At 59.5% G+C, this 26,867-nt stretch carries 32 protein-coding genes and 3 pseudogenes; 28 read left to right on the top strand and 7 right to left on the bottom strand.

The features are described 5' to 3' along the window. The first annotated feature begins 7 nt into the window (after positions 1 to 7). The 12 genes from ccmA to NJH59_RS21025 all read left to right on the top strand — a co-directional run bounded on the left by ccmA (position 8) and on the right by NJH59_RS21025 (position 8,832). Positions 8 to 640, top strand: a complete 633-nt coding sequence (ccmA, locus tag NJH59_RS20970) for a cytochrome c biogenesis heme-transporting ATPase CcmA (protein WP_276574062.1) — start codon at positions 8 to 10, stop codon at positions 638 to 640. Beyond that, positions 637 to 1,305: a heme exporter protein CcmB gene (gene ccmB, locus NJH59_RS20975; protein WP_043861838.1), complete on the top strand. Its 669-nt coding sequence runs from the start codon at positions 637 to 639 to the stop codon at positions 1,303 to 1,305. Before ccmA ends, ccmB begins: the two co-directional genes overlap by 4 nt. Positions 1,306 to 1,348: 43 nt before the next feature. Further along, positions 1,349 to 2,125: a heme ABC transporter permease gene (locus NJH59_RS20980; RefSeq protein ID WP_043861839.1), complete on the top strand. Its 777-nt coding sequence runs from the start codon at positions 1,349 to 1,351 to the stop codon at positions 2,123 to 2,125. After that, positions 2,122 to 2,298: a heme exporter protein CcmD gene (gene ccmD, locus NJH59_RS20985; protein ID WP_043861840.1), complete on the top strand. Its 177-nt coding sequence runs from the start codon at positions 2,122 to 2,124 to the stop codon at positions 2,296 to 2,298. The genes NJH59_RS20980 and ccmD overlap by 4 nt, the downstream gene beginning before the upstream one ends. Continuing rightward, entirely contained in the window at positions 2,295 to 2,750 is a 456-nt protein-coding gene (ccmE, locus tag NJH59_RS20990; RefSeq protein ID WP_058542048.1) for a cytochrome c maturation protein CcmE, read from the top strand. Before ccmD ends, ccmE begins: the two co-directional genes overlap by 4 nt. An 11-nt stretch (positions 2,751 to 2,761) precedes the next feature. After that, positions 2,762 to 4,735 (top strand): heme lyase CcmF/NrfE family subunit, encoded by a 1,974-nt coding sequence (locus NJH59_RS20995; protein WP_167400228.1) that lies wholly within the window; start codon positions 2,762 to 2,764, stop codon positions 4,733 to 4,735. Further along, positions 4,732 to 5,268, top strand: coding sequence for a DsbE family thiol:disulfide interchange protein (locus tag NJH59_RS21000; protein WP_043861843.1), 537 nt, complete (start codon positions 4,732 to 4,734; stop codon positions 5,266 to 5,268). The genes NJH59_RS20995 and NJH59_RS21000 overlap by 4 nt, the downstream gene beginning before the upstream one ends. Continuing rightward, the gene (locus NJH59_RS21005; RefSeq protein WP_043861844.1) at positions 5,265 to 5,741 is read left to right on the top strand and encodes a cytochrome c-type biogenesis protein; all 477 of its coding nucleotides are present in this window, start codon (positions 5,265 to 5,267) and stop codon (positions 5,739 to 5,741) included. The genes NJH59_RS21000 and NJH59_RS21005 overlap by 4 nt, the downstream gene beginning before the upstream one ends. Continuing rightward, positions 5,734 to 6,918 carry a c-type cytochrome biogenesis protein CcmI gene (gene ccmI, locus NJH59_RS21010; protein WP_100634349.1) on the top strand — a complete coding sequence of 395 codons (1,185 nt, stop codon included), beginning with the start codon at positions 5,734 to 5,736 and terminating at the stop codon, positions 6,916 to 6,918. Before NJH59_RS21005 ends, ccmI begins: the two co-directional genes overlap by 8 nt. 10 nt (positions 6,919 to 6,928) lie before the next feature. Beyond that, on the top strand, positions 6,929 to 7,339 hold the full coding sequence (locus tag NJH59_RS21015) for a hypothetical protein (protein ID WP_104572223.1): 411 nt from the start codon (positions 6,929 to 6,931) through the stop codon (positions 7,337 to 7,339). Between the two features lie 49 nt (positions 7,340 to 7,388). Continuing rightward, positions 7,389 to 8,327 carry a 2-hydroxyacid dehydrogenase gene (locus NJH59_RS21020; protein ID WP_196932930.1) on the top strand — a complete coding sequence of 313 codons (939 nt, stop codon included), beginning with the start codon at positions 7,389 to 7,391 and terminating at the stop codon, positions 8,325 to 8,327. Between the two features lie 91 nt (positions 8,328 to 8,418). After that, complete coding sequence (locus tag NJH59_RS21025; RefSeq protein WP_043861848.1) at positions 8,419 to 8,832, top strand: GFA family protein; 414 nt, start codon at positions 8,419 to 8,421, stop codon at positions 8,830 to 8,832. Here NJH59_RS21025 and NJH59_RS21030 read toward each other — a convergent pair. After that, positions 8,825 to 9,718: a LysR substrate-binding domain-containing protein gene (locus NJH59_RS21030; protein WP_054915613.1), complete on the bottom strand. Its 894-nt coding sequence runs from the start codon at positions 9,716 to 9,718 to the stop codon at positions 8,825 to 8,827. The two genes, NJH59_RS21025 and NJH59_RS21030, sit on opposite strands and share 8 nt — an antisense overlap. 156 nt (positions 9,719 to 9,874) lie before the next feature. On the opposite strand from NJH59_RS21030, the gene NJH59_RS21035 reads away from it, so the two are divergent. From NJH59_RS21035 to NJH59_RS21060, 6 genes and pseudogenes are all read left to right on the top strand, one after another. Beyond that, a complete protein-coding gene (locus NJH59_RS21035; RefSeq protein WP_043861850.1) occupies positions 9,875 to 10,807 on the top strand; it encodes a DMT family transporter in 933 nt (310 codons plus the stop codon). Between the two features lie 91 nt (positions 10,808 to 10,898). Further along, positions 10,899 to 11,087, top strand: a pseudogene (locus tag NJH59_RS21040) (FKBP-type peptidyl-prolyl cis-trans isomerase); the annotation flags it as partial. Between the two features lie 62 nt (positions 11,088 to 11,149). Beyond that, positions 11,150 to 12,790: a recombinase family protein gene (locus NJH59_RS21045; protein WP_253087256.1), complete on the top strand. Its 1,641-nt coding sequence runs from the start codon at positions 11,150 to 11,152 to the stop codon at positions 12,788 to 12,790. Between the two features lie 738 nt (positions 12,791 to 13,528). Continuing rightward, complete coding sequence (locus NJH59_RS21050) at positions 13,529 to 13,744, top strand: hypothetical protein (protein WP_253087257.1); 216 nt, start codon at positions 13,529 to 13,531, stop codon at positions 13,742 to 13,744. After that, a complete protein-coding gene (locus NJH59_RS21055; protein ID WP_253087258.1) occupies positions 13,741 to 13,974 on the top strand; it encodes a hypothetical protein in 234 nt (77 codons plus the stop codon). Before NJH59_RS21050 ends, NJH59_RS21055 begins: the two co-directional genes overlap by 4 nt. After that, positions 13,971 to 14,534, top strand: coding sequence for a BREX-1 system adenine-specific DNA-methyltransferase PglX (locus NJH59_RS21060; RefSeq protein ID WP_253087259.1), 564 nt, complete (start codon positions 13,971 to 13,973; stop codon positions 14,532 to 14,534). The genes NJH59_RS21055 and NJH59_RS21060 overlap by 4 nt, the downstream gene beginning before the upstream one ends. Before the next feature lie 1,543 nt (positions 14,535 to 16,077). Here the strand turns inward: NJH59_RS21060 and NJH59_RS21065 are convergent. Beyond that, positions 16,078 to 16,458 (bottom strand): hypothetical protein, encoded by a 381-nt coding sequence (locus NJH59_RS21065; RefSeq protein ID WP_253087260.1) that lies wholly within the window; start codon positions 16,456 to 16,458, stop codon positions 16,078 to 16,080. A gap of 66 nt (positions 16,459 to 16,524) precedes the next feature. Further along, on the bottom strand, positions 16,525 to 16,950 hold the full coding sequence (locus NJH59_RS21070) for a 3-isopropylmalate dehydratase (RefSeq protein ID WP_253087261.1): 426 nt from the start codon (positions 16,948 to 16,950) through the stop codon (positions 16,525 to 16,527). A gap of 222 nt (positions 16,951 to 17,172) precedes the next feature. Here NJH59_RS21070 and NJH59_RS21075 point away from each other — a divergent pair, with 222 nt between their 5' ends. The 8 genes and pseudogenes from NJH59_RS21075 (at position 17,173) to NJH59_RS21110 (ending at position 22,617) form a co-directional block, all read left to right on the top strand. Beyond that, positions 17,173 to 17,799: a recombinase family protein gene (locus NJH59_RS21075; RefSeq protein ID WP_253087262.1), complete on the top strand. Its 627-nt coding sequence runs from the start codon at positions 17,173 to 17,175 to the stop codon at positions 17,797 to 17,799. Between the two features lie 306 nt (positions 17,800 to 18,105). Continuing rightward, a complete protein-coding gene (locus tag NJH59_RS21080) occupies positions 18,106 to 18,813 on the top strand; it encodes a hypothetical protein (RefSeq protein WP_253087263.1) in 708 nt (235 codons plus the stop codon). A gap of 135 nt (positions 18,814 to 18,948) precedes the next feature. Then, positions 18,949 to 19,182, top strand: coding sequence for a hypothetical protein (locus NJH59_RS21085; protein WP_253087264.1), 234 nt, complete (start codon positions 18,949 to 18,951; stop codon positions 19,180 to 19,182). Beyond that, a complete protein-coding gene (locus NJH59_RS21090) occupies positions 19,182 to 20,009 on the top strand; it encodes a metal-binding protein (RefSeq protein WP_253087265.1) in 828 nt (275 codons plus the stop codon). Before NJH59_RS21085 ends, NJH59_RS21090 begins: the two co-directional genes overlap by 1 nt. Positions 20,010 to 20,300: 291 nt before the next feature. Continuing rightward, positions 20,301 to 20,456 (top strand): annotated as a pseudogene (locus NJH59_RS21095) (FKBP-type peptidyl-prolyl cis-trans isomerase); the annotation flags it as partial. Positions 20,457 to 20,539: 83 nt separating this feature from the next. Further along, the gene (locus NJH59_RS21100) at positions 20,540 to 21,148 is read left to right on the top strand and encodes a hypothetical protein (protein WP_253087266.1); all 609 of its coding nucleotides are present in this window, start codon (positions 20,540 to 20,542) and stop codon (positions 21,146 to 21,148) included. 13 nt (positions 21,149 to 21,161) lie between these two features. Then, a complete protein-coding gene (locus tag NJH59_RS21105) occupies positions 21,162 to 21,749 on the top strand; it encodes a hypothetical protein (protein WP_043861853.1) in 588 nt (195 codons plus the stop codon). A 205-nt stretch (positions 21,750 to 21,954) separates the two neighbouring features. Then, positions 21,955 to 22,617 (top strand): hypothetical protein, encoded by a 663-nt coding sequence (locus NJH59_RS21110; protein ID WP_058542044.1) that lies wholly within the window; start codon positions 21,955 to 21,957, stop codon positions 22,615 to 22,617. A 3-nt stretch (positions 22,618 to 22,620) separates the two neighbouring features. Here the strand turns inward: NJH59_RS21110 and NJH59_RS21115 are convergent, their stop codons facing one another. The 3 genes from NJH59_RS21115 to NJH59_RS21125 all read right to left on the bottom strand — a co-directional run bounded on the left by NJH59_RS21115 (position 22,621) and on the right by NJH59_RS21125 (position 24,730). Beyond that, positions 22,621 to 23,298, bottom strand: a complete 678-nt coding sequence (locus NJH59_RS21115) for a hypothetical protein (protein ID WP_043861855.1) — start codon at positions 23,296 to 23,298, stop codon at positions 22,621 to 22,623. After that, positions 23,298 to 24,194 carry a hypothetical protein gene (locus NJH59_RS21120; protein ID WP_153002519.1) on the bottom strand — a complete coding sequence of 299 codons (897 nt, stop codon included), beginning with the start codon at positions 24,192 to 24,194 and terminating at the stop codon, positions 23,298 to 23,300. The genes NJH59_RS21115 and NJH59_RS21120 overlap by 1 nt, the downstream gene beginning before the upstream one ends. A 98-nt stretch (positions 24,195 to 24,292) precedes the next feature. Beyond that, complete coding sequence (locus NJH59_RS21125) at positions 24,293 to 24,730, bottom strand: Lrp/AsnC family transcriptional regulator (RefSeq protein WP_043861856.1); 438 nt, start codon at positions 24,728 to 24,730, stop codon at positions 24,293 to 24,295. A gap of 131 nt (positions 24,731 to 24,861) precedes the next feature. On the opposite strand from NJH59_RS21125, the gene NJH59_RS21130 reads away from it, so the two are divergent. Both NJH59_RS21130 and NJH59_RS21135 read left to right on the top strand, forming a co-directional pair. After that, complete coding sequence (locus tag NJH59_RS21130; RefSeq protein WP_054915609.1) at positions 24,862 to 25,767, top strand: DMT family transporter; 906 nt, start codon at positions 24,862 to 24,864, stop codon at positions 25,765 to 25,767. Positions 25,768 to 25,848: 81 nt separating this feature from the next. Beyond that, positions 25,849 to 26,769, top strand: a complete 921-nt coding sequence (locus NJH59_RS21135) for a class I SAM-dependent methyltransferase (RefSeq protein ID WP_102063796.1) — start codon at positions 25,849 to 25,851, stop codon at positions 26,767 to 26,769. Between the two features lie 15 nt (positions 26,770 to 26,784). Here NJH59_RS21135 and NJH59_RS21140 read toward each other — a convergent pair. Beyond that, positions 26,785 to 26,867 (bottom strand): annotated as a pseudogene (locus tag NJH59_RS21140) (hypothetical protein); the annotation flags it as partial.

Below are 26,867 nucleotides of genomic sequence, written 5' to 3' on the forward strand. Positions count from 1 at the left end.
CGAACCTGTGACCCCTCGACTCGAAGCTGTGGGCCTGGCCTGCGAGCGCGACTGGCGAATGCTTTTCGAACACCTCGAACTGCAACTGGCGGCCGGTGACATGCTGCAGATCAGCGGCCCCAATGGCAGCGGCAAGACCAGCCTGCTGCGCCTGCTCAGCGGGTTGATGCGGCCCACCAGCGGTGAAATCCGCCTGGACGGCAAGCCCTTGGCCGAGCAGGGCAGCGAACTGGCCAGGATGCTGCTGTGGATCGGTCATGCGGCCGGCATCAAGGACCTGCTCACCGCCGAGGAAAACCTGGCCTGGCTGTGCGCCCTGCATCAGCCTGCCAGCCGCGAGGCGATCTGGCAGGCACTGGCGGCCGTGGGCCTGCGCGGCTTCGAAGATGTTGCCTGCCATACCCTGTCGGCCGGCCAGCAGCGCCGCGTGGCGCTGGCGCGGCTGTACCTGGACAGCCCGCCGCTGTGGATTCTCGACGAACCCTTCACCGCCCTCGACAAGCAGGGCGTGGCCCAGCTCGAAGCGCACCTGGCGGCGCATTGCGAGCGCGGCGGCATGGTCGTGCTGACCACCCACCACACGCTGGCGCAGACGCCGTCCGGCTACCGAGAACTGAACCTGGGGCAGTACGCGGCATGAGTGTGTTCGTTCATTTGCTGCGCCGAGAAGCGCAGGTGCTGTGCCGCCGTCCGGCCGAGCTTGCCAACCCATTGGTGTTCTTCGCGATCGTGATCGCGTTGTTCCCGTTGGCGGTCGGGCCGGAGACGCAATTGTTGCAAAACTTGTCCCCTGGGTTAGTCTGGGTGGCCGCCCTTTTATCCGTTCTGCTCTCGCTGGACGGGCTGTTTCGCAGTGATTTCGAGGACGGATCCCTCGAGCAGTGGGTCCTTTCGCCGCACCCCCTGGCGCTTCTGGTATTGGCAAAGGTGCTGGCACACTGGGCCTTTTCCGGCCTGGCACTGGTATTGTTGTCGCCGCTGCTGGCCCTGATGCTCGGTTTGCCGGTGCAATGCCTGCCGGTACTGCTGGCCTCGCTGCTGCTCGGTACCCCGGTACTGAGCCTGCTGGGTGCAGTGGGCGCAGCCTTGACCGTGGGTTTGAAGCGCGGTGGCCTGCTGCTGGCACTGCTTATTTTGCCGTTATATATCCCGGTGTTGATCCTGGGCAGTGGCGCCTTGCAGGCGGCACTGCAAGCTATGCCGGCGACCGGTTACCTGCTCTGGCTTGGCAGCCTGACCGCCCTTGCAGTAACCCTGGCACCCTTTGCAATAGCGGCTGGCCTGAAGATCAGCGTCGGCGAATAATGAGGTCTGGGCCCCGCCCAGCAAAGACCCTGGATGTACCGTGATGAAAAGCAGCGCAATAAGCTGGACGTGGTTTCACAAGCTGGGTTCACCCAAATGGTTCTATGCCATCAGCGGCCGCATGCTGCCGTGGCTGAGCATCGCCGCCATCCTGCTGATCGCCGTGGGCGTGGTCTGGGGCCTGGCCTTCGCCCCGCAGGACTACCAGCAGGGCAACAGTTTCCGAATCATCTACATCCACGTGCCGGCGGCCATGCTGGCGCAGTCGTGCTACGTGATGCTGGCGGTGGCCGGCGTGGTCGGCCTGGTCTGGAAGATGAAGATCGCCGACGTGGCACTGCAATGCGCCGCGCCCATCGGCGCCTGGATGACCGTGGTGGCCCTGAGCACCGGTGCCATCTGGGGCAAGCCGACCTGGGGCAGCTGGTGGGTTTGGGATGCACGACTAACGTCGATGCTGATCCTGCTGTTTCTGTACTTCGGTCTGATTGCCCTGGGCCAGGCGATCAGCAATCGTGAGAGCGCGGCCAAGGCCTGCGCGGTACTGGCGATTGTCGGCGTGATCAACATCCCGATCATCAAGTACTCGGTGGAGTGGTGGAACACCCTGCACCAGGGCGCCACCTTCACCCTCACCGAAAAGCCGGCGATGCCTGCCGAGATGTGGCTGCCGCTGCTGCTGACCGTGCTGGGGTTCTATTGCTTCTTCGGGGCGGTGCTGCTGTTGCGCATGCGCCTTGAAGTGCTGCGGCGCGAGGCACGCGCCAGTTGGGTCAAGGATGAAGTGTTGGGCCACCTGGGGCGGGAGACCGCACGATGAGTTTTGCCAGCTTCAATGATTTCCTCGCCATGGGCCATCACGGCCTCTATGTCTGGTCGGCCTATGGCATCTGCCTGCTGGTGCTGGCCATCAATGTTGCCGCGCCCGTACTGAGCAAGCGCCGGTATCTGCAAGAAGAAGCGCGCCGCCTGCGCCGGGAGAAGTCCAAGTGAATCCGCAACGCAAGAAGCGTCTGTTCATCATCCTCGGCCTGCTGGTGGGTGTCGGCGTCGCCGTCGGCCTGGCCCTGAGCGCGCTGCAGCAGAACATCAACCTGTTCTATACCCCTACCCAGATCGCCAACGGCGAAGCCCCGCTCGATACCCGCATCCGGGCTGGCGGCATGGTCGAGGCCGGTTCCCTGCAACGCTCCGGCGACTCGCTGGACGTGCGTTTCGTGGTCACCGACTTCAACAAGTCGGTGCCCATCACCTACCGCGGCATCCTGCCCGACCTGTTCCGTGAAGGGCAGGGCATCGTCGCCCTGGGCAAGCTCAACGCCGAGGGCGTGGTGGTGGCCGACGAGGTGCTGGCCAAGCACGACGAAAAATACATGCCGCCAGAGGTCACCAAGGCCCTGAAGGAAAGCGGCCAGGTGTCCACCGACGGCGGAGCCAAGCCATGAATGCTGCACTGATGATTCCCGAGCTGGGCCAGTTGGCGATGATCCTGGCCATCTGTTTTGCCGGCGTTCAGGCCAGCGTGCCGCTGCTCGGCGCCTGGCGGGGCGACAGCCTGTGGATGAGCCTGGCACGCCCGGCGGCGTGGGGTCAGTTCGCCTTCCTGGCGTTTGCCTTCGCCTGCCTGACCCATGCCTTCATGACCGACAACTTCTCGGTGGCGTATGTGGCCAGCAACTCCAACAGCGCCTTGCCCTGGTACTACAAGTTCAGCGCCGTGTGGGGCGCCCACGAAGGCTCGCTGCTGCTGTGGGCGCTGATCCTGGGCGGCTGGACCTTCGCCGTGTCGATCTTCTCGCGCCAGTTGCCGCAGGTGATGCTGGCCCGGGTGCTGGCGGTGATGGGCATGATCAGCGTGGGCTTCCTGTCGTTTCTGATCGTTACCTCCAACCCGTTCCAGCGCCTGCTGCCGCAGGTGCCTGCCGATGGTCGCGACCTCAACCCGCTGCTGCAGGACATCGGCCTGATCGTGCACCCGCCGATGCTCTACATGGGCTACGTGGGCTTCTCGGTGGCCTTCGCCTTCGCCATCGCCGCCTTGCTCGGCGGGCGCCTGGACGCGGCCTGGGCACGCTGGTCACGGCCCTGGACCATCGTGGCCTGGGCGTTCCTGGGCATCGGCATCACCCTGGGCTCGTGGTGGGCCTACTACGAGCTCGGCTGGGGTGGCTGGTGGTTCTGGGACCCGGTCGAAAACGCCTCGTTCATGCCGTGGCTGGTGGGCACCGCACTGATCCACTCGCTGGCCGTCACCGAGAAGCGCGGCGTGTTCAAGAGCTGGACCGTGCTGCTGGCGATCGCTGCGTTTTCGCTGAGCCTGCTGGGCACCTTCCTGGTGCGTTCCGGCGTGCTGACCTCGGTGCACGCCTTTGCCGCCGACCCCGAGCGCGGCGTGTTCATCCTGATCTTCCTGCTGTTCGTGGTCGGCGGTTCGCTGACCCTGTTCGCCTTGCGCGCCCCGGTGGTCAAGAGCCAGGTCGGGTTCGCCCTGTGGTCGCGGGAAACCCTGCTGCTGGCCAACAATCTGGTGCTGGTGGTGGCGGCCTCGATGATCCTGCTGGGCACCCTGTACCCGCTGGTGCTCGATGCACTGACCGGGGCCAAGCTGTCGGTGGGGCCGCCTTACTTCGATGCGCTGTTCATCCCGCTGATGGCCCTGCTGATGGTGGTGATGGCGGTCGGCGTGATCGTGCGCTGGAAGGACACCCCGACGAAATGGCTGGTGAGCATGCTCACCCCGGTGGCGATCGGCAGCGTGGTGCTGGCGCCCATCGGCGGGCTGCTGGTGGACGACTTCGACTGGCAGGTACTGACCACCTTCGCCCTGGCGGCGTGGATCCTGCTGGCCGGCGTGCGCGACCTGCTCGACAAGACCCGTCACAAGGGCCTGCTCAAGGGCATGCGCGGCCTGAGCCGCAGTTACTGGGGCATGCACGTGGCGCACCTGGGCATCGCGGTATGCGCCCTGGGCGTGGTGCTGTCGAGCAACAACAGCGCCGAACGCGACCTGCGCCTGGCGCCGGGCGAGTCGATGGAACTGGGCGGCTACCAGTTCGTGTTCGAAGGCGCCAAGCATTTCGAAGGGCCGAACTTCACCTCCGACAAGGGCACCGTGCGCGTGCTGCGGGACGGTCGTGAAATCAGCGTGCTGCACCCGGAAAAACGCCTGTACACCGTGCAGCAGTCGGTGATGACCGAGGCCGGCATCGATGCCGGTTTCACCCGCGACCTGTACGTGGCGCTGGGCGAGTCGCTGGACAACGGCGCCTGGGCCGTGCGCGTGCACGTCAAGCCGTTCGTGCGCTGGATCTGGCTGGGCGGCCTGCTGACCGGCCTGGGCGGCCTGATGGCGGCGATGGACAAGCGGTATCGGGTCAAGGTGAAAAGCCGGGTACGTGAAGTACTGGGCATGTCGGGAGCAACTGCATGAAGCGTTGGATCATGGTGCTGCCGCTGGCGGTGTTTCTGCTGGTGGCGGTGTTTCTGTACCGGGGCCTGTACCTGGACCCGTCCGAGCTGCCCTCGGCGATGATCGGCAAACCCTTCCCGGCGTTCTCGCTGCCGACCGTGGAAGGCGACCGGACCCTGACCCGCGACGACCTGCTGGGCAAGCCGGCGCTGGTCAACGTGTGGGCCACCTGGTGCCCCTCGTGCAAGGTCGAGCACCCGGTGCTGAACAAGCTGGCCGAGCAGGGCGTGGTGATCTACGGGGTCAACTACAAGGACGAGAACGCGGCTGCGATCAAGTGGCTGACCGAGTTCCACAACCCCTACCAGATCGGCATCCGTGACGAGCACGGCACCCTCGGCCTGGACCTGGGTGTGTACGGCGCGCCGGAGACCTTCATCATCGACGCCAAGGGCATCATCCGGCACAAGTTCGTCGGCGTGGTCGACCAGACCGTGTGGCGCGAGCAACTGGCGCCGCTGTACCAGGGCCTGCTCGACGAGGCCGGCCAATGAGGCGCTGGCTGGCAGGCGCGCTGCTGGGCCTGAGCATCGCCGGCGTGGCCCACGCGGCCATCGACACCTATCAGTTCGCCGACGACGCCGAGCGCGAGCGTTACCACGTGCTGACCAAGGAACTGCGCTGCCCCAAGTGCCAGAACCAGGACATCGCCGACTCCAACGCACCGATTGCCGCCGACCTGCGCCGCGAGATCTTCCGCATGCTCGGCGAAGGCAAGGACAACCAGCAGATCATCGACTTCATGGTCGACCGCTATGGCGACTTCGTGCGCTACAAGCCGGCCCTGACGGCGCGTACCTGGCTGCTGTGGTTCGGCCCGGGCATCCTGCTGCTGGGCGGCTTCGGCATGCTGGCGCTGATCGTGCGCAAGCGCCGTACCCAGGCGGCGGGCGGCACCGTCGACCTTTCCCCCGAGGAGCGTGAGCGCCTCGCCAAACTGCTGGACAAAGAACGCACCCATGACTGAATTCTGGCTTCCCGCAGGCCTGCTGTTACTGGTAGCCCTGAGCTTTCTGCTGATCCCGGTGTTGCGCGTGCGTCGTGCGCAACAGGAAGAAGACCGTACCGCGTTGAACGTGGCCCTGTACCAGGAGCGCGTGGCCGAACTGCAGGCCCAGGGCGAGGCCGGTGTGCTCACCGCCGAGCAACTGGACCGTGGCCGCGACGAGGCCGCCCGCGAATTGCTGGCCGACACCGACAACGCCGAACCCGACCGCAGTGCGCGCCTGGGCAAGACCTTGCCGCTGCTGGCCGCGGTGCTGGTGCCGGTGATGGGCCTCGGGCTGTACCTGCACTTTGGCGCCAGCGACAAGGTCGAGCTGACCCGCGAGTTCGCCCAGGCGCCGCAGTCGGTGCAGGAGATGACCTCGCGCCTGGAGCGTGCGGTGCAGGCCCAGCCAGACTCGGCCGAAGGCCTGTACCTGCTGGGCCGTGCCTACATGGCCCAGGAACGCGCCGCCGATGCTGCCAAGGCCTTCGAGCGCGCTGCTGCCCTGGCCGGGCGTCAGCCTGAGCTGCTTGGGCAATGGGCGCAGGCGCTGTACTTCGGTAACGGCAAGCAGTGGACAGCGCAGATGCAGGCGTTGACCGACGAAGCGCTCAAGGCCGATCCGGCGGAAGTCACCAGCCTGGGGCTGCTGGGTATCGCCGCTTTCGAGGACGGGCGCTACCAGCAGGCCATCGACTACTGGAACCGTCTGATTGCCCAGCTGCCCGAGGGCGATGCCTCGCGTGCCGCGCTGCAGGGCGGCATCGAGCGTGCTGGCGAACGGCTCAAGGCCGCGGGCCAGGCGCCGGCCACCAACGCACGCCTTACGGTGCGGGTCGAGCTGGCGCCGGCGCTCAAGGACAAGGTGCGTCCCGATGACAGCGTGTTCATCTTTGCCCGCGCCAGTTCCGGGCCGCCGATGCCGCTGGCGGCCAAGCGCGTGACCGTGGCCGACCTGCCGATCGAGGTTCAGCTCAGCGACAGCGATGCGATGATGCCGAACATGAAACTGTCGAGCTTCCCCGAAGTCCAACTGGTTGCGCGCGTCTCCCGTGCCGGCCAGCCGACCAAGGGCGAGTGGATCGGCCGTGGCAGCCCGCTGGCCAGCAGCACCGAGGCGCCGCAGCACCTGACCATCGACAGCCCGGACCCGTAGAGAGCTCACTATGAACAGCATCGCACGCCTCACCCTGATCGCCCTGGCCGTGGGCTTGAGTGCGTGTACGGTGCATCGGCCCAGCGAGCCCACCGTGCCGCCGATCGAAACCCTGCCGCCGACCGGGCCGGTGATCAAACCGGTGCCGGGGCCCAAGCCAAGTACCCCGGCCACGCTGCCGACGCCCAAGCCGATGCCACGCACCTCGGCAAGCTTCGCGCCGCCGCCGGGTGGCGCCAGCCACTGGGACCCTAAACTCGGGGTGTACGTGCTCGAAGGCAAGACCAACACCTTCTACCGCCAACGCACCTACTACCGCTTCAGCAATGGCTGGAGCTGGGCCACCAGCCCTGACGGCCCCTGGCAGGACACCGACAGCAGCGGCGTGCCGGGCGGCCTGGGACGGGCTTTCGCCCAGTAAGCCCAAGCCGGCATAATGCCCCTTTTTGCGAATGGCCAGGGGGCAGGGCATGACACACAAGGTACTGGTGCTGGTAGAAACGGTGGATGACTACCTGCCCTTGCTCGAACAGGCCGGCTTCGAGCTGATTCGGGCACAGACCCCGGCCCTGCGTGCCGAGGCCATCGCCCGCCACGGCGGCGCAATCGATGCGGTACTGACCCGCGGGCCGCTGGGCTTGCGAGCCGACGAAATCGCCGCCTTGCCCCATCTGAAAATCATCTGCGTCATCGGCGCCGGCTACGAGGAAGTGGACCTGGCAGCGGCTGCTGCGCGTGGCATCACCGTGACCAATGGCGCCGGTGCCAACGCCACGGCGGTGGCCGACCATGCCCTGGCGCTGCTGTTCGCCATCGTGCGCGATATTCCCCGTGCCGATGCCACCACCCGCCTGGGGCAGTGGAACCGTGTGATCAGCCCGTCGCTGAGCGGCAAGCGCCTCGGGGTACTGGGCCTTGGCGCGACGGGGTTGGCGATTGCCCGGCGTGCGGCGCTGGGCTTCGACATGCAGGTCAGCTACCACAACCGCCGGCCACGCACCGACGTGCCCTACACCTGGTGCGAAAGCCCGCTGGCGCTGGCGGGGGAGGTGGACTTTCTGATCGTTGCCACCCCGGGCGGGGCCGGTACGCGCCATCTGGTCGACGCGGCGGTGCTGGACGCACTGGGGCCTCAGGGTTTTCTGGTGAACATTGCGCGGGCCAGCGTGGTGGACACCGATGCGATGGTGGCTGCGTTGCGCGAAGGGCGTATTGCCGGGGCCGGGCTGGATGTGTTCGATGCCGAGCCTGAAGTGCCGCAGGCACTCAAGGCGCTGGACAACGTGGTGCTGACCCCGCATGTGGCCGGACAGTCGCCGGAAGCGGCGCGCGATACGGTGGCGCTGGTGCTGCGCAACCTTCAGGCGTTCTTTGCCGGGGAACCGGTGTTGACCCCGGTGACGGCGTAATCCGCTGTAGTGGCCGGCCTTGCCGGCGAAAGGGCCGGGGCCGACTGCTGCTAGACTTCAGCCCTACCGCTCACCGCAAGGACCCTGCACCATGTCCCAACCTCAGGAAAAACACGGCAGCTGCCTGTGCGGCGCCATCCATCTCAGCGTCAGCCTCGACAACGCCAGTGTCAGCGCCTGCCATTGCAGCATGTGCCGCAAATGGTCCGGTGGCCCGTTGATGGTGGTGCACAGCACCCAGACCCTCAGGCTCAGCGGCGACACCCCGCGCATCTACGATTCCTCCGAGTGGGCCCAGCGCGGCTTCTGCGGCACCTGCGGCACCCACCTGTTCTATCGCCTCAAGGCCGGCGGCTTCGACGCCGTGCCGGTGGGCGTGCTCGATGGCGAGAGTGACTGGGCGCTGGAACTGCAGATCTACATCGATCAGAAGCCGGGCTACTACTGCTTCGCCAACCAGACCCGGACCCTCACCGGCGCCGAGGTGCAAGCGCAGTTCAGTTGAGCGCCAGCAACCAGTCCCTGAACACCTGGGCCGCCGGCGAGCACACGCGCTGCCTGTCGTGCACCAGGTAGTCGGCCTGGCCGGTGTGCACGACGAACTCCGACACCGGTCGCACCTGCCCGCTGGCGATGCGCTCGCGGGCCATGAACTCCCAGCCCAACCCCACCCCCATGCCCTGCATCACCGCGTCGAACACCAGGGTGATCTGATTGAATGTCACCGCATCGGCCGGCGCCTTGTAGCGCACCCCCAGGTGCGCGAACCAGTCGGGCCAATCCAGACAGTTCCAGGCCGAGGCATCCAGCTGGATCAGCGGCAGGGCCTGCAGCGCCGCCAGCGAATCGGCTGGCGGCAGAGCCCGCTGGGTGCTGACGATGGGGTAGATGCATTCATCGAACAGCTTGTCGGCCTGTAGTGAACTCCAGCGGCCATGGCCGTACAGCACGCCGAAGTCATAGTTGCCCACCACGCGTTCATCCATCTCGTTGCTGGCATGGATGTTCACTGTCAGCTCGGGGTGCTGTGCGTTGAAGCGCAGCAGCCGCGGGAACAACCAGTACTGTGCCACCGCATGGGTGCAGATCACGCTGACATTGCGGCTGCCGTGCCCGCTCTTGAGGCGCAATACGTTGGCCAGCAGGCTGTCGAGCATCGGCTCGACGATGGCATTGAAGCCACTGCCGGCGGCGGTCAGGGTGATGCCGCGGGCGCGGCGTTCGAACAGCGGCGCACCCAGGTGTTCTTCAAGCAGCTTGATCTGTTTGCTCACCGCGCTCTGGGTCAGCGACAGCTCGGCGGCGGCGCGGGTGAAACTGCCGGTGCGTACCACCGCCTCGAAAGCGATCAGGGTATCCAGCGGGGGCAGGTGACGGCTGAAGCGGCTCATTGCGGGGTCTTCGGTTCAGGGAATGGCTGGATGGTAAACCCGGTGCTTTGCGCTTTAAAGGTATTCCCCATGGGAATGCCTGCATGCCGAATGATCTTTTGCCTGGACGCCTGCATTTGGCTAGCCTGCGTGCTCTGAAAAACGAGGAGCAGGCAAGTGAAACGGGGTGTGGCGTATGCCGGCGTGGCCGGTGCGATGTGGGGCATGGTGCTGATGGTGCCGCAACTGCTGCCGGAGTTCAGCCCGGTGCTGCTGGCCTGTGCGCGGTTCGTCCTGCTGGGGGCGGTATCGCTCGCGCTGCTGCTGCCAATGCGCAAGGCGCTGCGTCAGCTCGAACGGGCAGACGTGTGGATGCTGGCGCGCCTGGCGCTGATCGGCAACCTGCTGTACTTCATGTGCCTGGTGGCGGCGATCCAGCGCCTGGGCGTGGCGCCGGCATCGCTGATCGTTGGTGTGCTGCCGCTGACCATCACCCTGTACGGGCGCAATGACAGCGGCGCGGTGGCCCTGTCGCGCCTGGCCGGGCCATTGGCGCTGATCCTGGCGGGCATGCTGTGCATCAACCTGCAGACCTTCGCGGTGGAGCCGGGGGCGGTGCAGGACAAGCTCGCCGGGCTGCTCTATGCGCTGGCCGCGCTGGCCTGCTGGACCTGGTACGCCACCTACAACAGCCGCTATCTCAAGCAGTGCCGGCACCTGGACAGCCATCAGTGGTCGGTGCTCACCGGGGTGGTGACCGGCGTGTTCAGCCTGGTGCTGGTGGCGCTGCTGTGGGTGTGGCAGCCGCAGCAGTTGCAGGTGCAGGCCACTGCTGAGCGCTGGCAGCTGTTCTGGGCGTTCAGCCTGGGTTGCGCGCTGTTTGGCTCGTGGCTGGCGGGGGTGTTGTGGAATGCGGCAGCCAAGCGCATGCCGCTGACCCTGAGCGGGCAGTTGATCGTGTTCGAGACCCTGTTTGCCTTGCTGTATGCGTTCATCTGGCGCCAGAGCGGGCCGAACCTGCTGGAGGGCGCGGCGATCGTGCTGGTGGTGGGCGGGGTGTGCTGGTCGATGCGCCAGCACGAGCCGGTGACAGCCGGCGCCACCTCATGATCCGCGTTCGCTCCCCACAGCCTTGCAAAACACGGCCATTGCTGCGAAAACGCATCGGCAGAAAACGTCCCATAGCCGTCAGAGATCACCCATGAGCAACGAACTTCAAATCATCGACCTCCAGTTGGGCGACGGCAAGGCGGCCGTCAAGGGGGCGCTGATCACCACCCAGTACACCGGCTGGCTGGACGATGGCAGCGTATTCGATTCCTCCCACCAACGCGGCAAGCCGTTCCAGTGCGTGATCGGCACCGGCCGCGTGATCAAGGGCTGGGACCAGCTATGCAGTAAATGACACTGCCGTGTATCCTGCCTGTTTTGGTTAGCAGCAGGAGCAGAAGCATGCCAGCCGCCAAGCATGACAGTGCCACCCAGCACAGACCCTGTGCCATCCCGTACATTCGCTTCTCATCAGCCCGCCAGACAGGGGGCAGCAGCACCGAACGTCAGCAGCAGATGGTGATCCGGTGGCTCAATGCCCATCCTGAGTACACGCTATCAGACCTCACCTTTGCCGACCTTGGTAAATCTGGTTACCACGGTGAGCATCTGCACGATGAAGGGGGGTTCGCAAAGCTCCTTGCAGCAGTAGAGGCTGGATTGATTAAGACTGGTGACTGTGTACTTGTCGAAGCAATCGACAGGGCAGGGCGTCTATCCCCTATGCGAATGCTGAGAGAAGTGATTAGCCCGATCATTGAAGCGGGTGTAAGCATCATCACCTTGGACGACAATGTGACGTACAACAGTGCGAGCGTAGAAGGTGGTCACCTCTTCTTGCTCGTTGCTAAGATTCAAGCCGCACACGGGTATTCAAAGCAACTGAGCGAGCGCACCAAGGCCAGCTACGTTATACGCCGTGAGCAAGCGAGGGCTACAGGCAAGGTGAAGCGTCATACGCCTGTATGGCTCACAAGCGATGGGGTGGTGATTGAATACATTGCCATGCATGTTCGCCAAGCCTTTGAGTTGTACGTGTCTGGTGTGGGTAAGACAGCCATTGCCAATCGCTTGCGTGCATCTGGTGTAGATGAGCTTAAGACATGCAGTGGTCCAACCATTGAGGGATGGTTAAGGAACAAAGCGGCTATTGGGTATTGGAACGATGTGAAGGTGTACGAGCCAGTTGTCAGTGATGAACTGTTCATGCTCGCTCAGCAGAGAAAGAAAGCTGCTACCACCAAGCCAAGAGAACGAACATCAAAGCACTTCCTTGTAGGGTTGGTGAAGTGTGGTGTATGTGGTGGCAATTACATCATCCATCACAAAGATGGACAACCCAATAACATGCGTTGTGGCACTCACCACCGATTGAAAGCGGCAGGTTGTACACTGGCTGAAACCATACCTTACCAAGTGGTGGTGTACCTATATTCGTGTACCGCACATTTGTCCATTGGTAAGGCTTTGCAAACCATACGGCTATCAGCCAATGATCAGCGTAAGCTTGAACTGACAAGTGAAAGGGACGAACTTACCGCCTCCTCTGCACGACTTGCAAAGGTGTTGGCTAAGATCGACTCACCAGAGATTGAAGCAGAGCTAGACTCAGCTAATGCACGCCGAAAAGCGATTGATGAAGAACTTAGCATCCTTGATCGTGTGGTTGAACAGCCTGCTAGAAAGCAAACATTGCATATCAGGCATGATTCAGCAGTTGAACATGATCGAATGTTCAAAGACGATCCTGTACAGCTCAGTGCTTTGCTAAGACAAGCAGGGTATTCAATCACTGTACAGCCGGAGCGTAAGCTCTTTGTTGCTGGTGATGATGTGCCAATCATTTATGTTGGTACAGTGAGGAAAGGAAATCAGACATTAGGCTACCGCGTTTCTGAAAGTGGTCACGAGTTTGTTATTTCACCTGTCATTCCACAATTACCGACTGCATTTGACCATAGTGACAAAGCAAACTACTTGGCCAATCGTTCAGCTGAAATTGTATCAATGAAGTTGGTGGCTAACGACGTGGAAGGAGAGTGAAATAAATCACGTGAAACAGTTGTAACGTATTGACTAAATGCGAATCATTCGCTATAATGTGCGTATAAGTTGGATGAAGCACTTAGTTCTTGATCTAGTTAATGGAATTACTCTTGAGCTACTTGGTTGAGCTTCGCTCCCATTGCTATTCAACTCATTCAGTTGTCCCTCCTTGCAACTGAAAAGGCTATTCATCGTAGCCTAAGTCAATACATTTGTGATGCTTGGTTCCCATTGCATGTGTGTTGGCTACGTAGCTTCGGCTACATCCCTCCCTTGAGATAGCCTACTGTCATCCGGTTCTTTCCTTCCCGGGTGATGGTGGGCTTTCTTTTTGCCTTCTAAAACAGCTGTAACAGCATTGTTACGCAATCTTCTATTGTCGTTTGTTCGACATGTATTCATTTCTTATCACTGGAGATGTTCAATATGACTGTTCATGTACAGCCAAGGGCTTGTGCTGTTTGCAATTCGCCGTTGATCAACAAGCGGCAAGACTCAATCACTTGTACTGGTAGATGCCGTACCAAGCTTTACCGGCAGCGGAAAGAGAACACCGTAGTATTCAAAGTGAGATTACCACTCAATGTTTACAACAAACTTGTATCTACAGGCATTGCCGTAGACAAGCGCGTTCAATCACTTCTGCAACGCGAACATGGTTGAGTGCTTAGCCGTGTTGTCCATTATCATTTGGCTGATTGCCACTCTTTACACTTAGCATAGGAGCTAGTATTTATGAAAAATGATGCAAAGCGAATGTTCAAGCAAGAGCACTTGCATGCAATTGAACAAATCAAGCAATGCCTGAAGGTAAAACAGCAGTCAGCTATGTCAGGCGATAAGCAAGAATATCGTCGCGCACTGGATGTTATCGATGTGATTGCAACGCGTCATAGCTTCAGCTCAGCAATGATCAATGCCATCTCTACAGCTGGCGAGCGTGCCGTATGAGCAATGACAATGCATTTGTACGGGGCATCCGGCGTGCTGTAGAGCAGCGTAAGCAACGTGAACAAGCCATCACGGTGTTCGCAAGCTCACCAGAGTTCTCATCAGTAGATTCACCAGAGTTCGCAAAACACCAATCTGAGCAATGTTCTGTGAATGCAGAGCAATACCGCCTCAATCTCGTTAACACCATTCTCAAACACATGCGTAAGCGTAAGGAGCAAAACCAATGAGTAACAAACAATCAAGCAAGCTGTCCACTACTGTCATCAAAGGTACGCCACCAGCATGGGATGATGCTGAATTCAACAAGCGTCTTCGTGTTCGGCTACATGCATACGATAACACCAGTGTCTGTACTGAACTGGTGTCTCACGCCTTGGAACACGAATGGTTGAGCTTGGTGAGTGAGAAAGTAGCCAGCGGCTACACACTAGATCGTCGTTGGCCAATCAATCATGCCCAGCTCTCTCACAGCGTGCAGATGGTCAAGCCGCTTGCCATGCAAGCAAGTGAGAAAGAAGAGTTAAAGGATGTTGTTAAAGCTGAATATGTTCAACACCTACAATCTCAATTGGAAACCTACAGAACCGCACTCACCAATCAATTGATCGAAGCAGCTGAAGAGAAAGAACGTCGTAAAGCTGAGGACGCAGCAATCAAGCGTCGTGCACTAGCTGAGAAAGAATCAGCGGAATGCTTTGGTGAGCTTGTCGTACCCGATGGATTCCCAGAGCACCCGGCACAGCCCCTGTGTCAGCCAGCGGTGTTTAGTCTTGAGCAACAAGCATGAATGTCCTTGTGATCCACTGGCCGACAAACACAATCATGAATGGTTTTACCGGTGTTGATGCCACTCAGCGATTGATCATTGATCATCGTTACAGAGGTGTTCAATGGCATATCATGATCGTATGCCCTGTCATCTACGGTAAGTGGATGGAGCTGTGTTCCGAGCATGATAATGTGCATGTCAATCACTTGGTGCGAGTGAGTAAAGCGTTTCTCAAAGCAGTGAAACACCTATCACCGCGTTGGCGTTGTAACCGGATGGGATTGACGTAAACGTCTGAACCCACATTGATGAAGGCTTGATGATGTGTCTTGCTGAACTATCAGGGAAAGCCCCGATCATTTAACTGGCGATGAGCTGGTGGTGGTCGGGGCTTTTCTTCGTCTGTCGTTTGATGAGAATGGCTACAACCTCACAAGCTGATCAAGATAAGTATGGAAGTCATGTGTGGATGCGCCTGTATGCGTTTCCTAAGCGATTACAGCGTGATCTAGCACTGACCCATAGGGTAGAGCAATACTCCTCTCAAATCGCTTAAATGAAGCTCTGAGGGGTGGTCGGAAATACCGCCTCGGATATGCCGTAAACGGCTGCACACAAAGAGTTCGGAGAACGCTCACCAGATTTGCTCGCAAGCATCACCGGATGGCCTGCCTCTCGCGTGCGTGAGCAGGCATGAATGAAAATACTTCTCATTGGTATTGACAAAATGGCCATCCGTAATGTAGACTAGGGCTTATCCCGCCGAGCGGAGCGAGGTGGGTAGAAGCTTTAAAAGCTTGTTATTTAAAAGAATAGGTTACTTACAAAGCGTAAGCTTTGAGTACATTCTCTTTAAGAAAATGTAAGGAAGGAGAGAGCAGTAAGCTCGAACAAAACAAAGAGATGTTAGTATTCTTTACGTAGTAAAGAGAATAGTATCTTCTTGAAGAAGGTAATTACTTTCATTGTCATGACAGGGTAGGTAATTCAAGAAGATCAAGATCAAAAGCTTGGTCGTCTGTCTGACTCCCTCCTAAAAGCATTCGCACTACTCGTGCTCACTGCGATCATTAGTACTGTATGGGTTATCACTTACGCCAGATGATCCTTATGGTCATACAGAGATGACCGCAAGGAAACCGTAAGGTTGACGTTCTTGCCAGCATGACAATCTTGTCCGTAGACGGACGATAACATTCTCCACCGCCAACGGTGAGGTTGATTTATCAGGAAGCGAAACAGGGAAGGGACCAGCAAGGTTCAACCATGCAATCATGCTGGAACCCTGATTATCATTGCTGTTAGTGTCGTGCTTGGTTAAGCACACATGACGAAATCCCTCAAATCATGTGATGTGATGAGCTATTCCAGAGTATTGTTCACAGAGCGTTCACAGATAGCCCGCATGCAGCCTGCAAGGCGTCTTCCTGACGTTTTTCGCATCATTTGATGTCGATGTAGCGGGTAGGCATCAAAAGCTTACAGAGCGCACGAGATGAGATGCTAGATGATGTGCCGCCCCTAACTAAGGTCAGTCAGAAGCGGCTTCGGCAGGATGATGTTAGGCGTCATTGCGTTTGGATGGAAACACCATCGGGATGGCAAATTGAATCCGCGATGCTTGCCCTGTTTTGTCCTTAAGTTCCCCGCCCGTGTTGAGGCCAAAAGATGCAATGCCCACCTTCAAGCCTGCGTTTCCTTTCGTCTCGCCTTCTGTGCTTACTGCCACATCGAAACTTACCCGCTCGACAAGACGCGTTCGTGAGATTGTTCTGTCATCCTCCGGCTTGAGAGTGCGAGCGAACCCCTGGGCGCTGTTTGAGTACGTCTCAATCTTTGTTGGATTCACTTCAGCGTCAGTGTTCGCCAACGCTTCGCTGGCCTGTAGAATGCCTTCAGCAATCTGAGTAAGGCTGTTGGCAATGAAGTCCTTCAAATCCATTTTTGAGTTTCCTGTTTGTATGCGTGTGTAAGGTGCCTAGCGGAGACATTCGGCAATGCATCGAAGTCAATACGATGACGGGCGTACGTCGAGCATGGGTTGAAATGCAATCCTGAACGTGTGGCGTTCGCCAACTTGAATCCATGTCGCTACCTCACGCCGGTAGCTGCTATTGCCAGAGCATGGCCCAGCACCTTGAGGGTCGGAACCAACACCGACAAGTCTTCTACCCGGCTTAACGTAGAAGCTGGCCTTCTCGTTGTTGTCGAGCCTTGCAACAAGCTGTCCGTCAATGTAGACGCCAAAGAAGCAATGACCGGCTTGTGCAGCACCCTCACGAATAACCGTGATTGTGCCGTCTTTGTTCTGATCCTCAGCTTGCAGTGCAAGAAGCCGATTAGCTGGGGTTGGTGTAGCTTCGCTGATGGTTGGTGGTGCAGCACAGCCGCCCAATACTGCTGCTATAGAAGCGGCTGCAATCAAAAAGCGCATGAGTCCATTCCCTTGCCTGTCAGTGAGTGTGAAGGCAAGAAGCTAGCACCGATCACCGTTCTAGTGAATGCTGGGGTGGCTGCATCCATTTGGGTATACATCAGGCAGTACGCGAAAGCAGCCCTGTAATGTACCGATAAATGTACCGATAAGTAGTGTTTGACCACCTCAAGCGGTACACTTATAGTCGGTGCATCCAAAACGATACAGGGCGGATTCAACATGTTCATTCGCGGTTACCTTCGAGCTTCGACCACCGACCAAGATGCTAACCGTGCTCGTGCTGCTCTGATTGAGTTTGCTGCTTCTCACGGTCACAAGGTTGCTGCGTTCTACGTTGAGAACGTGTCTGGTGCAAAGCTGGAGCGTGACCAACTCAATCACCTGATTGATGACAGCCATGAAGGTGACGTGCTGCTGATTGAAGGCGTAGACCGTCTTTCCCGTCTGCAAGCTGATGACTGGGAAGCGATGAAGACCCGCATCAAGGACAAGGGTGTAACCGTCGTTAGCTTGGACCTACCGACCAGCCACACTGTTTTGGCCAAATCGAATGCTACTGACGACTTCACCAAGGGCATGATTAAGGCCGTCAACGGCATGCTGCTCGACATGCTGGCAGTGGTTGCACGTAAGGACTATGAAGACCGTCGCCGTCGTCAAGCTGAAGGCATCACCGCTGCAAAGGCTAACGGTGTGTACAAAGGTCGTAAGACAGATGAATCCTTGCATGAGCGTATCCGCACAGCACTGAAAAGCGGTATGAGCCTACGCAAGACAGCAGCCCTTGTTGACTGTGCACTTAGCACCGTTCAGCGGGTACAGAAAGACATGAAAGCAACCATTTAAAACTAGCCTCATACAGAGCTTTACGGCCTTACCTTGTGGGGTAGGGTAGACAGCACATCGAAAGTCTCGCTATGGTCCTCTGTGGAGCTATGGCGGGGCTTCTTTGTTTGTGCTGTACGGATTTCTGAGGAGTTTGGCTACATACCCGCTCTCAGATCGCCGGGCGTCAAACACGCTGGCTAACCCTCAGGGATTTTCACTAGGGACAATCTCAGGCTCAATCACGAATCGAATTCCTGATTTGAGTGGGGTGGTGAAATGCTACCATGACGTTACTCATGACTGCGTACTCTAGGGAGATCAAGAATGCTGTACCTATTCTTGCCGCTTGACCAGCATTACGACTCCGGGTTTGGTGCGGTAGCTGATTCGTTTAAGGACGCTGCTGACTCTCTCAATGATCCAGACAAGACACTGCATTTCAATTCGAATCTGCCTGTAAGCTTCCTCTACCGCCACGCCATCGAACTTTATCTTAAATCGGCGATAATTACACTCCACCGCAAGTTCGCCATTCCCTATGGAGATGATCCCGCGTCCGACGAACCTAGTGTTATGGTAGGCAAGAAGCGCAAACCACTCTACAACGTCCATGGGCTTGGTCCTTTGTACGCTGAACTACGCGCCCTCTTAGATCAAGAAGCAGAGGCACTTGCTAAAGTCCCCCGTACCGATTGGGTATTGCCACCTGAGCTTGATGGATGGATAGAAGCAATCGAAGCAACTGACTCATCAAGCACGTATTTCCGATATCCAATAACGAAAGATGCAGACCTTGATGTTAAAAAGTCCACAATGCAGAGGGAAGAAGCTAGCAAGGTCATAGAGCGGATGCAAAATGGTGGGCCACCTGTGAAAGCACTAATGATGGTCAACGACGATTATGAGGTGGTTGATTCATTTACTCACAATGACACCAGTGCTAAAGAAATTCTGATCATTCTTAGGGATACTTCAGAGCTTTTTCATGGCTTGCACGCAATGATGTCATACACGTTGGCAGGCGGTATGTAGCACCAAATGGTTAAGCGGATTAGTGTGTTGGCAGTAGGGGGCTGCCGTGCTCAGGTGGGTTGCCATCTGCACAGTGGTGAGCGGGTTAGCGTTTTTGAGCTACGCTGCTCCAACCGACTGAAAGGAAGCATGTAAATGACTGATGAACGATTCATCACTGCTGACGCGATTGAACTGTTGCTGATGAATCAGACAGCCATCCGTGCAGCCATTGAGGAATTGTCTCTTTGGGTTAGTCAGCGAGGTTCAACGCAGGTTCATGACAATGTGTTAGTCGCCTTGCAGTCACTGGATGTTAATGCTGAGGGTTTGGGGCGTCTGATTGCGTCTTTGCGTGATCAATTGAACGATAAGCATGAGGGTGTGTAATGGGTGAGTACACACAGCGTTTAACTGAGCGGCGACAGCATGCTGAGATTTCCAAAGGGTACTGCTTGATTTGTGGTAGTTATGGGCGACTCAGTTTGGATCATGTGCCACCAAAAGGCAGTATTTCGATCACCAAAGTTGAGCAAGTGCATTTGACTGAGGTTATGGGCGTCGATCCAGTCCCAGTTAAAGGTATCAGGTCTCCAAATGGTAGTAAATTCAAAACAATTTGCAAGGATTGTAATAGTCGACATCTTGGGCGCAATGATGATGAGGTGGCCAAGGTTTACAAGGGTCTAACGAAACTTGTAACTGAGCACTTTCTGTATGCGAGGAATCCGTTCAATTACGTTACTGTACCAGTTGAGGCTATACGGTTTTGCCGGGCAATGATTGGTCACATTCTCTCCGCTACATCGGTTAAGGAGTGCGAGAAAGCACCTGTGGAAACCCCATACTTCACACCGCTGCAGAAGTTTGTGATGGGGGATGATTCTGCGATTGCTAAAACGCACGATATGTATTGTTGGTTCTATCCGCATCGACATCATTTGAGTGCCAAGATGTTTGCATTCAAAAATCAAGGCAACATTTGCACTATCAGTGTTTTGTCATTCTTCCCGCTGGCATTCTCTGTAACCGAAAAAGGGAAGGGTATCTACCCGTCAGGGGCGACGAAGATAGAAATCACTGATGATAGGCTTTTTGTGGATTTGTCGTCTGGCCATTTTCCGTACTCCGGTTTCCCTAATACCGGTTTGACTGGGGATCAAATGTTAACGATGTCTGATGCGCAAGCAATTGTGAGCTATCCTGTCAAGGATTAGCTGTTGTGATAAGCATTCATTTGAGATGACCATGCCGGGTGATATCTGTAAAGTAGTGAGCAGTAGTACGGTGTTTTACGCTTCCTTTTCTGTAACTGAGGGATTATTTCATGAGCGATAACGATCCGTATGATGACCCAGACAACTGGGATGAGTGGGGCTACAAGCCTGCCCAGCGCGATGAGCCAATGTGGGAAGACGAAGATCCTGATGACTGATTCAGCCACCAAAGAGCCCCGCCTAGTGCGGGGTTCTGTTTGGTTACATGGGTGTGTTTTACTAAAATGTTGTGACCAGGGCCTGATGGGCATGCAGGTGGGCGGCAAGCGCAAGCTGATCGTGCCGGCGCACCTGGGTTACGACGCGCGCAGCGTAGGCAGCATCCCGCCGAATTCGACCCTCACCTTCGAGATCGAGTTGCTCGAGGTCCTCACCCGCGACGATTGAGGGCTGAGTCATTCTCATTACAGTCTTTGGCCCTGATGCCGATAACAGCCTGTCTCTCACCCGAAGCAAGGACATTTTGCGTGCTGCGTACTTTCTGTTTTCTTTTCCTGGCCTGCCTCGGCCTTACCGGTTGCTACTCCTTCACACCGGTGGGCCCGATCGGCGAACCGGTCACTGTGGCCGACAACACTGCACAGCGGGGCGCCCAGATCGCCGACGTGGCCATCACCGCGCCCGACCTCAAGGATGACGTGCGCCTGAACATCAGCCGCCAGCTCACCGCACAGATCAGCCACTACGTCGACCGCGGCGAGTACTTCACCAAACTGGTGGAATTTCCCGCCACCCTGGGCGAGCAGGATGTAGTGCTCAAGTTCACCATCACCTCGCTCAAGGGCAAGCGCACCACGCACCCCGGTTACGTTCCCGGCGCGTTGGTGACGCTGACGTTCTGGATCTGGTTCAACGGCCCGATCTATGTCGACAAGTACGACCTGGCCGGCGAGCTGGTGATCGAAGACCGCGACGGCAAGCGCCTCACCCGCGTCGCCGAGCAGGTCAAGCTCGACAACAATGTCGGCCTCTACGACAACGACTATGCCAACGGCAGCCTGGGGGGCGTGCAGTTGCGTCAGCTGATCACCAGGTTGCTCGACACCGCGACGGCTGCCCCGCAATTGGCCACTCACTGAAAGGAATTCAACCATGCGTCATTGCCTAATGGCCCTGTTGCTGGCCCTCAGCACGGCCCTGACCGGCTGCATAAGCTACTCCCAGCACCAGTTGCCGGTGGTCGAAGCCTGGCCGCCGCTGCCTGCCGCCGATGCGGCGCCCGCGCACAAGACCGCCTATGTGCGCTTCAACACACTGTACGAGTTCAACGGCCAGCCGCGTGCCAGCAACGCCAACCTGATGCGTTTCGAAAAGACCCTGGTGCAGAGCTATGAACAGAGCGAGCGCTTCACACGGGTGACCAGCGAGAAGGTCGACTCCGACGTGTACGCCTACGTCACGCTCAGGAACAACGAGCAAGGCAACGTGCTGGCGGCGACGCTGACCGGTGCGACGCTGTTCATCATCCCGTCCACCTTCGACAACACCCTGACCCTGGAGACGCTGTACAAGGACCGTGAAGGCAAACTCATCGGCAAGGTCAGCAAGAGCGAAACCATCACCACCTGGATGCAATTGCTGTTGATCTTCGCGGTGCCGTTCAACGATTCGGGCGATGCCATCATCGAGCACCTGAGCCGCAGTTCGGTTGAAGAAGCGATCCGGCGCAAGCTGATCTGAGCGTCATCATCGCGAAACATCCCTGCGCCAGACTGGCGCTGGCTCAAGGCAGAGCCGGCACGGATGAACCAAACGGGTTTGCGACACTCTCAAGCACGCCCGTTTCCACGGATGGAACGACAGACAGGGATCACCCCGCAGCCTCGGCTGCGGGGTGGCACAGGCGGGTCAGCCTCAACCCTATTTGTCGCAAAGAGCCCGTGCCATGAAGTTGCCCTCCTTTTTTCGGCGTTATCGCCCTGCGCTGTTTTCCGTTCCGCTGGTCGTCGGCGCCACCCTGCTGACCTTCGAAGCGCTCGAAAGCCGAGCCCAGCCGGTGGACGGCACCCAGACCCTGGTCTTCCTGCGCCATGCAGAAAAGCCCGGCGAAGGCCTCGGGCAACTGAACTGCCAGGGCCTCAACCGCGCCCTGGACCTGGCCACTCTGCTCCCGGAAAAATTCGGCCCCGCCGACTACGTGTTTGCCGCCAACCCCAGCCGCGAAGTGGAGGAGGGCAGCAACGACAATGCCTACAGCTATATCCGTCCGCTGATGACCATCAGCCCGAGCGCGATCAAGCTCGGCCTGCCGGTGAACATCGACTTCGGCGCCAACGACACCGGCGACCTGGCCGACGAGCTGCTGCAGGACAAGTACCGCAACGCCACGGTCTACACCGCGTGGTCACACGGCTACCTGCCCGAGCTGATCAACACCGTGGCCGGCAAGGCGCTGGGCGAAAAACGCACCATCACCGACGACTGGGACGGCGAGGATTTCGACTCGCTGTATGTGCTGACCCTGACCTGGCACGACGGCAAGGCCAGCTTGCTGAGCCGCAACTACAAGCAGGGGCTGGACAACGGCGACCTCGCCTGCCCGAGCTGAGGGCTAGTTCACCACCTCGAAGCGTGCGCTGGCCTCGCGCCACTCGAACGTCTTGCCCAGGCAATACGGGCTGGAAGGGATGAGCACCTGGGTGGCGCCACCCTGAAGGCGTACCTGGACGGTGTCGATACCCTTGCTGCGACAGCCCGGCACCTTCACCTCCAGCGTCTGCTGCAGCTTGCCGGTGGCCTTGTCCATTACCTGGATGGTTTCGAGGGCGGCATAGTCCATGTCCATCGGCAACTGGAAGTAGAAGCGTTCGGTGGACGCGGCCTGGGGCAGTACCGCGCCCGGCGAGGGTGTCTGCAGGCCGATGTCGGCCACCAGCTTGAGCGTGAAGGGCAGCTGCTTGCCGCTGGCGTAGGCGGTCCAGGTGCCTTGCAGCGGCTGGGCACGGCTGCTGAAATCGGCTTTCTGGAAATGCAGGCGCGCGGTGGGCAGGCCGCCGCTGTCCAGTTCGTCCATGGCGAAGTTGTAGGTATCGGTGTTGCGCGTGGGCTTGAGCCGGATCGGCGTGTGGTAGCGCTCGTAGTAGTAGATACCGGTCACGTAGTCGTTGGTGCGCTCGATCACCAGCGTCACCGGCAACCCGCCGAGTTTGCCCTGGTACACGGAATGGTAGGCCAGGGCATTGGCGCTCAGGCACAGCAGCAGGCAGGCGAACAGGGTACGAAACGGCATCAGAAAGGCTCCACGCTGTGGCGTTGCCACACCAGTTGCTTGGGGTCGACGAAGTGGTAGTACTGCCAGTCGCTGGTCCCGGTGTCGTAGTTGCTTCCCTGGCGCTGGGCTACCCAGCCGGGGGCGGGGAACTTGAGCGCGCCCTTGTCGCCCAGCGCTTCGAGTTCGGTGTGGCGTTGGTAGGTATTGCTGGTGGGCTGGTACAGGTAGAACTGGTCCGGCTCCTGGTTGGCGCCGCCGGTGGCGCGCTGGCCGATGGGCGAGGCCCTGAAGTCGATGATGCCGTCACCGTTGTAGTCGGCGAAGGTCAGGGTGCGGGTGCCGTTGAACGCCAGCGCCAGGTTGTCCAGCACCTGCAGTGTGCTGCCGCTGGCGAGGTCGATGATGGTGATGCGATCGACCTTGCCGGTGTATTCGCCCTCGGCCTTGCTGGCGTGCACATAGAAGCTCTTGCCGCGGTTCTGCGGCTGTTGCAGCAGCGCGCCTTGCCAGCTGGAGCGCTGCTCGTCGCTGAAGCGGGTCTGGCGCGTGAGGCTGAAGGGCACACGTTCCCGGGTGCGCAGGTCGATCCATTCGCCACTGAAGTCGCGATCGTGCGTGAACACGAAGGGGCGCACCCGCAGTGCTGCGGCGGGCATGCGCGGGTTGTCCATGATGTTGATCAGCAGTGGCACGTCCTTGCTGTAGGGCGTCACTTCCAGTGGCTGGCTGGTGTGGTGCTCGGTGTCCAGCAGGTAGCCTTGCACGTACTCGTACTGCGAGGTGTATTGCAGGGCGACCTCGACCTTGCGCTCGCCGAGGGTGCCCTGGTACAGGTTGATCGGGTCGCTGGCGTGGGCGCTGGTGAAGGCCAGCGCCAGGCCCAGCATGCAGAGGGGCCTTGGGAAAGCGAACATGGTGACAGTGCGTCCTTGCGGGAGAGGGGCGCAAGGCTAGCATATGTGTGGAACGTGCCGTTGCTCTGCGAATCCCGCGCCGCCCGCCAGTATGGCGCTTATGCCATCGGCGGCAGCCGTCGCTTCACCGGGCTTTTCTTGACGATGGCGGTGTTGGTTTCGGCGTGGCTGTTGAGCTTGTCGAGCAAGGTGTCGAGCTGCTCCATCGAGCGTACATGCAGGCGCGCGATGAAGCAGTCGTCACCCGTGACCTTGTCGCACTCGGTGAACTCGGGGATGGCGATGATCTGGCGCTCCACCTCCTGCAACTGCCCCGGCAACGGACGAATGCGCACGATGGCCTGCAACTGGTACCCGAAGCTGCGCGGGTCGATGTCGACCGTGTAGCCCTTGAGCACGCCGCGTTCTTCCAGGCGACGCAGGCGCTCGCTGACGCTGGGCGCCGACAGCCCGCTCAGGTGCGCCAGCGCCTTGAGCGAACGCCGCGAGTCTTCCATCAGCGCCTTTATCAACAGCTGGTCGATATCGTCAGTCATGCAATCCTCGTCAGGCAGATCAATGAAATTGCCTTGATAAAAAAGGCAAGGCTTGAGTCTAGCCTTGTTTTTGCTATGGAGTGCCCTGGCTTCTCGCTCGCATAATCTGTCCATCGTCTGGGAGGTGAGAGATGGACAATTCAATACGCCGTGGGTCGTTGGAAATGGTCGCCGCGATGCTGATATCCGGCACCATCGGCTGGTTCGTGCTGGTGTCGGGGCAACCGGTGCTGGACGTGGTGTTCTGGCGCTGCGTGTTCGGCGCCGGCACGCTGTTGCTGGTGTGCGCCGTGCTGGGTTTTCTGCGGCCGGGCATCCTCACACGTGCCAGCTTTGCCCTGGCGGTACTCAGCGGGGTGGCCATCGTGGGCAACTGGGTGCTGCTGTTCGGCTCCTATTCACGGGCCTCGATTGCCATCGGTACGGCGGTGTACAACGTGCAGCCGTTCATGCTGGTGGGGCTGGCGGCGGTGTTTCTGGGTGAAAAGCTCAGTGTGCCCAAGCTGTTCTGGCTGGGGGTGTCGTTTGCCGGGATGCTGGCCATTGTGAGTGCCCACGGCAGCGGACAGGGCAGTGGCGAGGATTACCTGCTGGGCATCGCGCTGGCGCTGGGCGCGGCGTTTCTGTACGCGGTGGCCGCGCTGATCATCAAGCGCCTGAGTGGCACGCCGCCGCACCTGATCGCGCTGATCCAGGTGAGCACCGGCATCCTGTTGCTGGCGCCCTTTGCCAATACCGGCGGCCTGCCGGGCACTGCGGGGGCGCTGGCCAGCCTGGTGACGCTGGGTATCGTGCACACCGGCCTGATGTACGTGCTGCTGTATGGCGCCATCCAGAAACTGCCGACCGCGTTGACCGGGGCGCTGTCGTTCATCTACCCGATTGCGGCGATCTTCGTCGACTGGTTCGCCTTTGGCCATCGCTTGAGCGCGCTGCAATGGCTGGGGGTGGCGGCGATTCTGCTGGCGGCTGCCGGCATGCAGCAGGGCTGGTGGTGGAGGGCGAGCGGCAAGCTGCACGCCACAAGCGACAAGTAAACAGGCGCCCGGCGCAAACTTGTCGCTTGCTGCGTGAAGCTTGCCGCTAAAATAGCCCTTTTTGTCCCAGTGAATCCTGCCATGCCGATTGCCACCCTTCACGCCCACCTGCTCGGTGCCCTGAACCCTGCGCCTGCCGAAACCCGGCGCCTGTTCCATGGGCGCGGGCGCTGCTGGCCGGGGCTCGAACAGATCACCGTGGACTGGCTGCAGGGCGTGCTGCTGGTCTCGCTGTTTCGCGAACCGCCCGAAGGGCAACTGGCCACGCTGGAGCAGATGCTGCGCACCCTGGCCGCCAGCCCTGGCTGGCCCGGGCAGGCGATCCTGATTCAGCACCGCTACCTGCCCGACAGCCCCGGCCAGTGGTTGCTGGGCGAGCCGAGCGAGCACCGGGTGATCGACGAGGATGGCCTGCGCTATCAGCTGGACCTGGGCCTGAAGCAGAACACCGGGCTGTTCCTGGACATGCGCTATGGCCGGCGCTGGGTGCGCGAGCAGGCGGCGGGCAAGCGGGTGCTCAACCTGTTCGCCTACACCTGCGGGTTTTCGGTGGCAGCGATTGCCGGGGGGGCCGAGCAGGTGATCAACCTCGATATGGCGCGCTCGGCCCTGAGCCGCGGGCGCGACAACCATCGGCTCAACGGGCATGACCTGGGGCGGGTGGGGTTTCTGGGGCATGAGCTGTTCAAGTCATGGGGCAAGGTGCGCAAGAGCGGGCCGTATGACCTGATCATCATCGACCCGCCGACGTTCCAGAAGGGCAGCTTTGTGCTGACCCAGGACTACAGCAAGATCCTGCGCCGCCTGCCGGAGCTGTTGAATGAAGGCGGCACGGTGCTGGCGTGCGTGAACGACCCGGCCATCGGGCCTGACTTTCTGATCGAGGGGATGGCAGCCGAGGCGCCGGGGCTGGTGTTCGTGGAGCGTCTGGCCAACCCACCGGAGTTTGCGGACAGTGATCCGGTGGGCGGGCTGAAGGCGCTGGTGTTTCGCCAGGGGTGAATCTGTTGTGCCAGCCGGGTCGTCGCGCAGCAGGTAGGCGTATTCCTTGACGAAGGCGCCGCAGCCGCTGGCGGTCTGCACGATGGCTTCGGCGCCGG

Origin of the sequence: Pseudomonas sp. VE 267-6A (genome assembly GCF_024126555.1) — a bacterium.
Classification (GTDB): domain Bacteria; phylum Pseudomonadota; class Gammaproteobacteria; order Pseudomonadales; family Pseudomonadaceae; genus Aquipseudomonas; species Aquipseudomonas palmensis.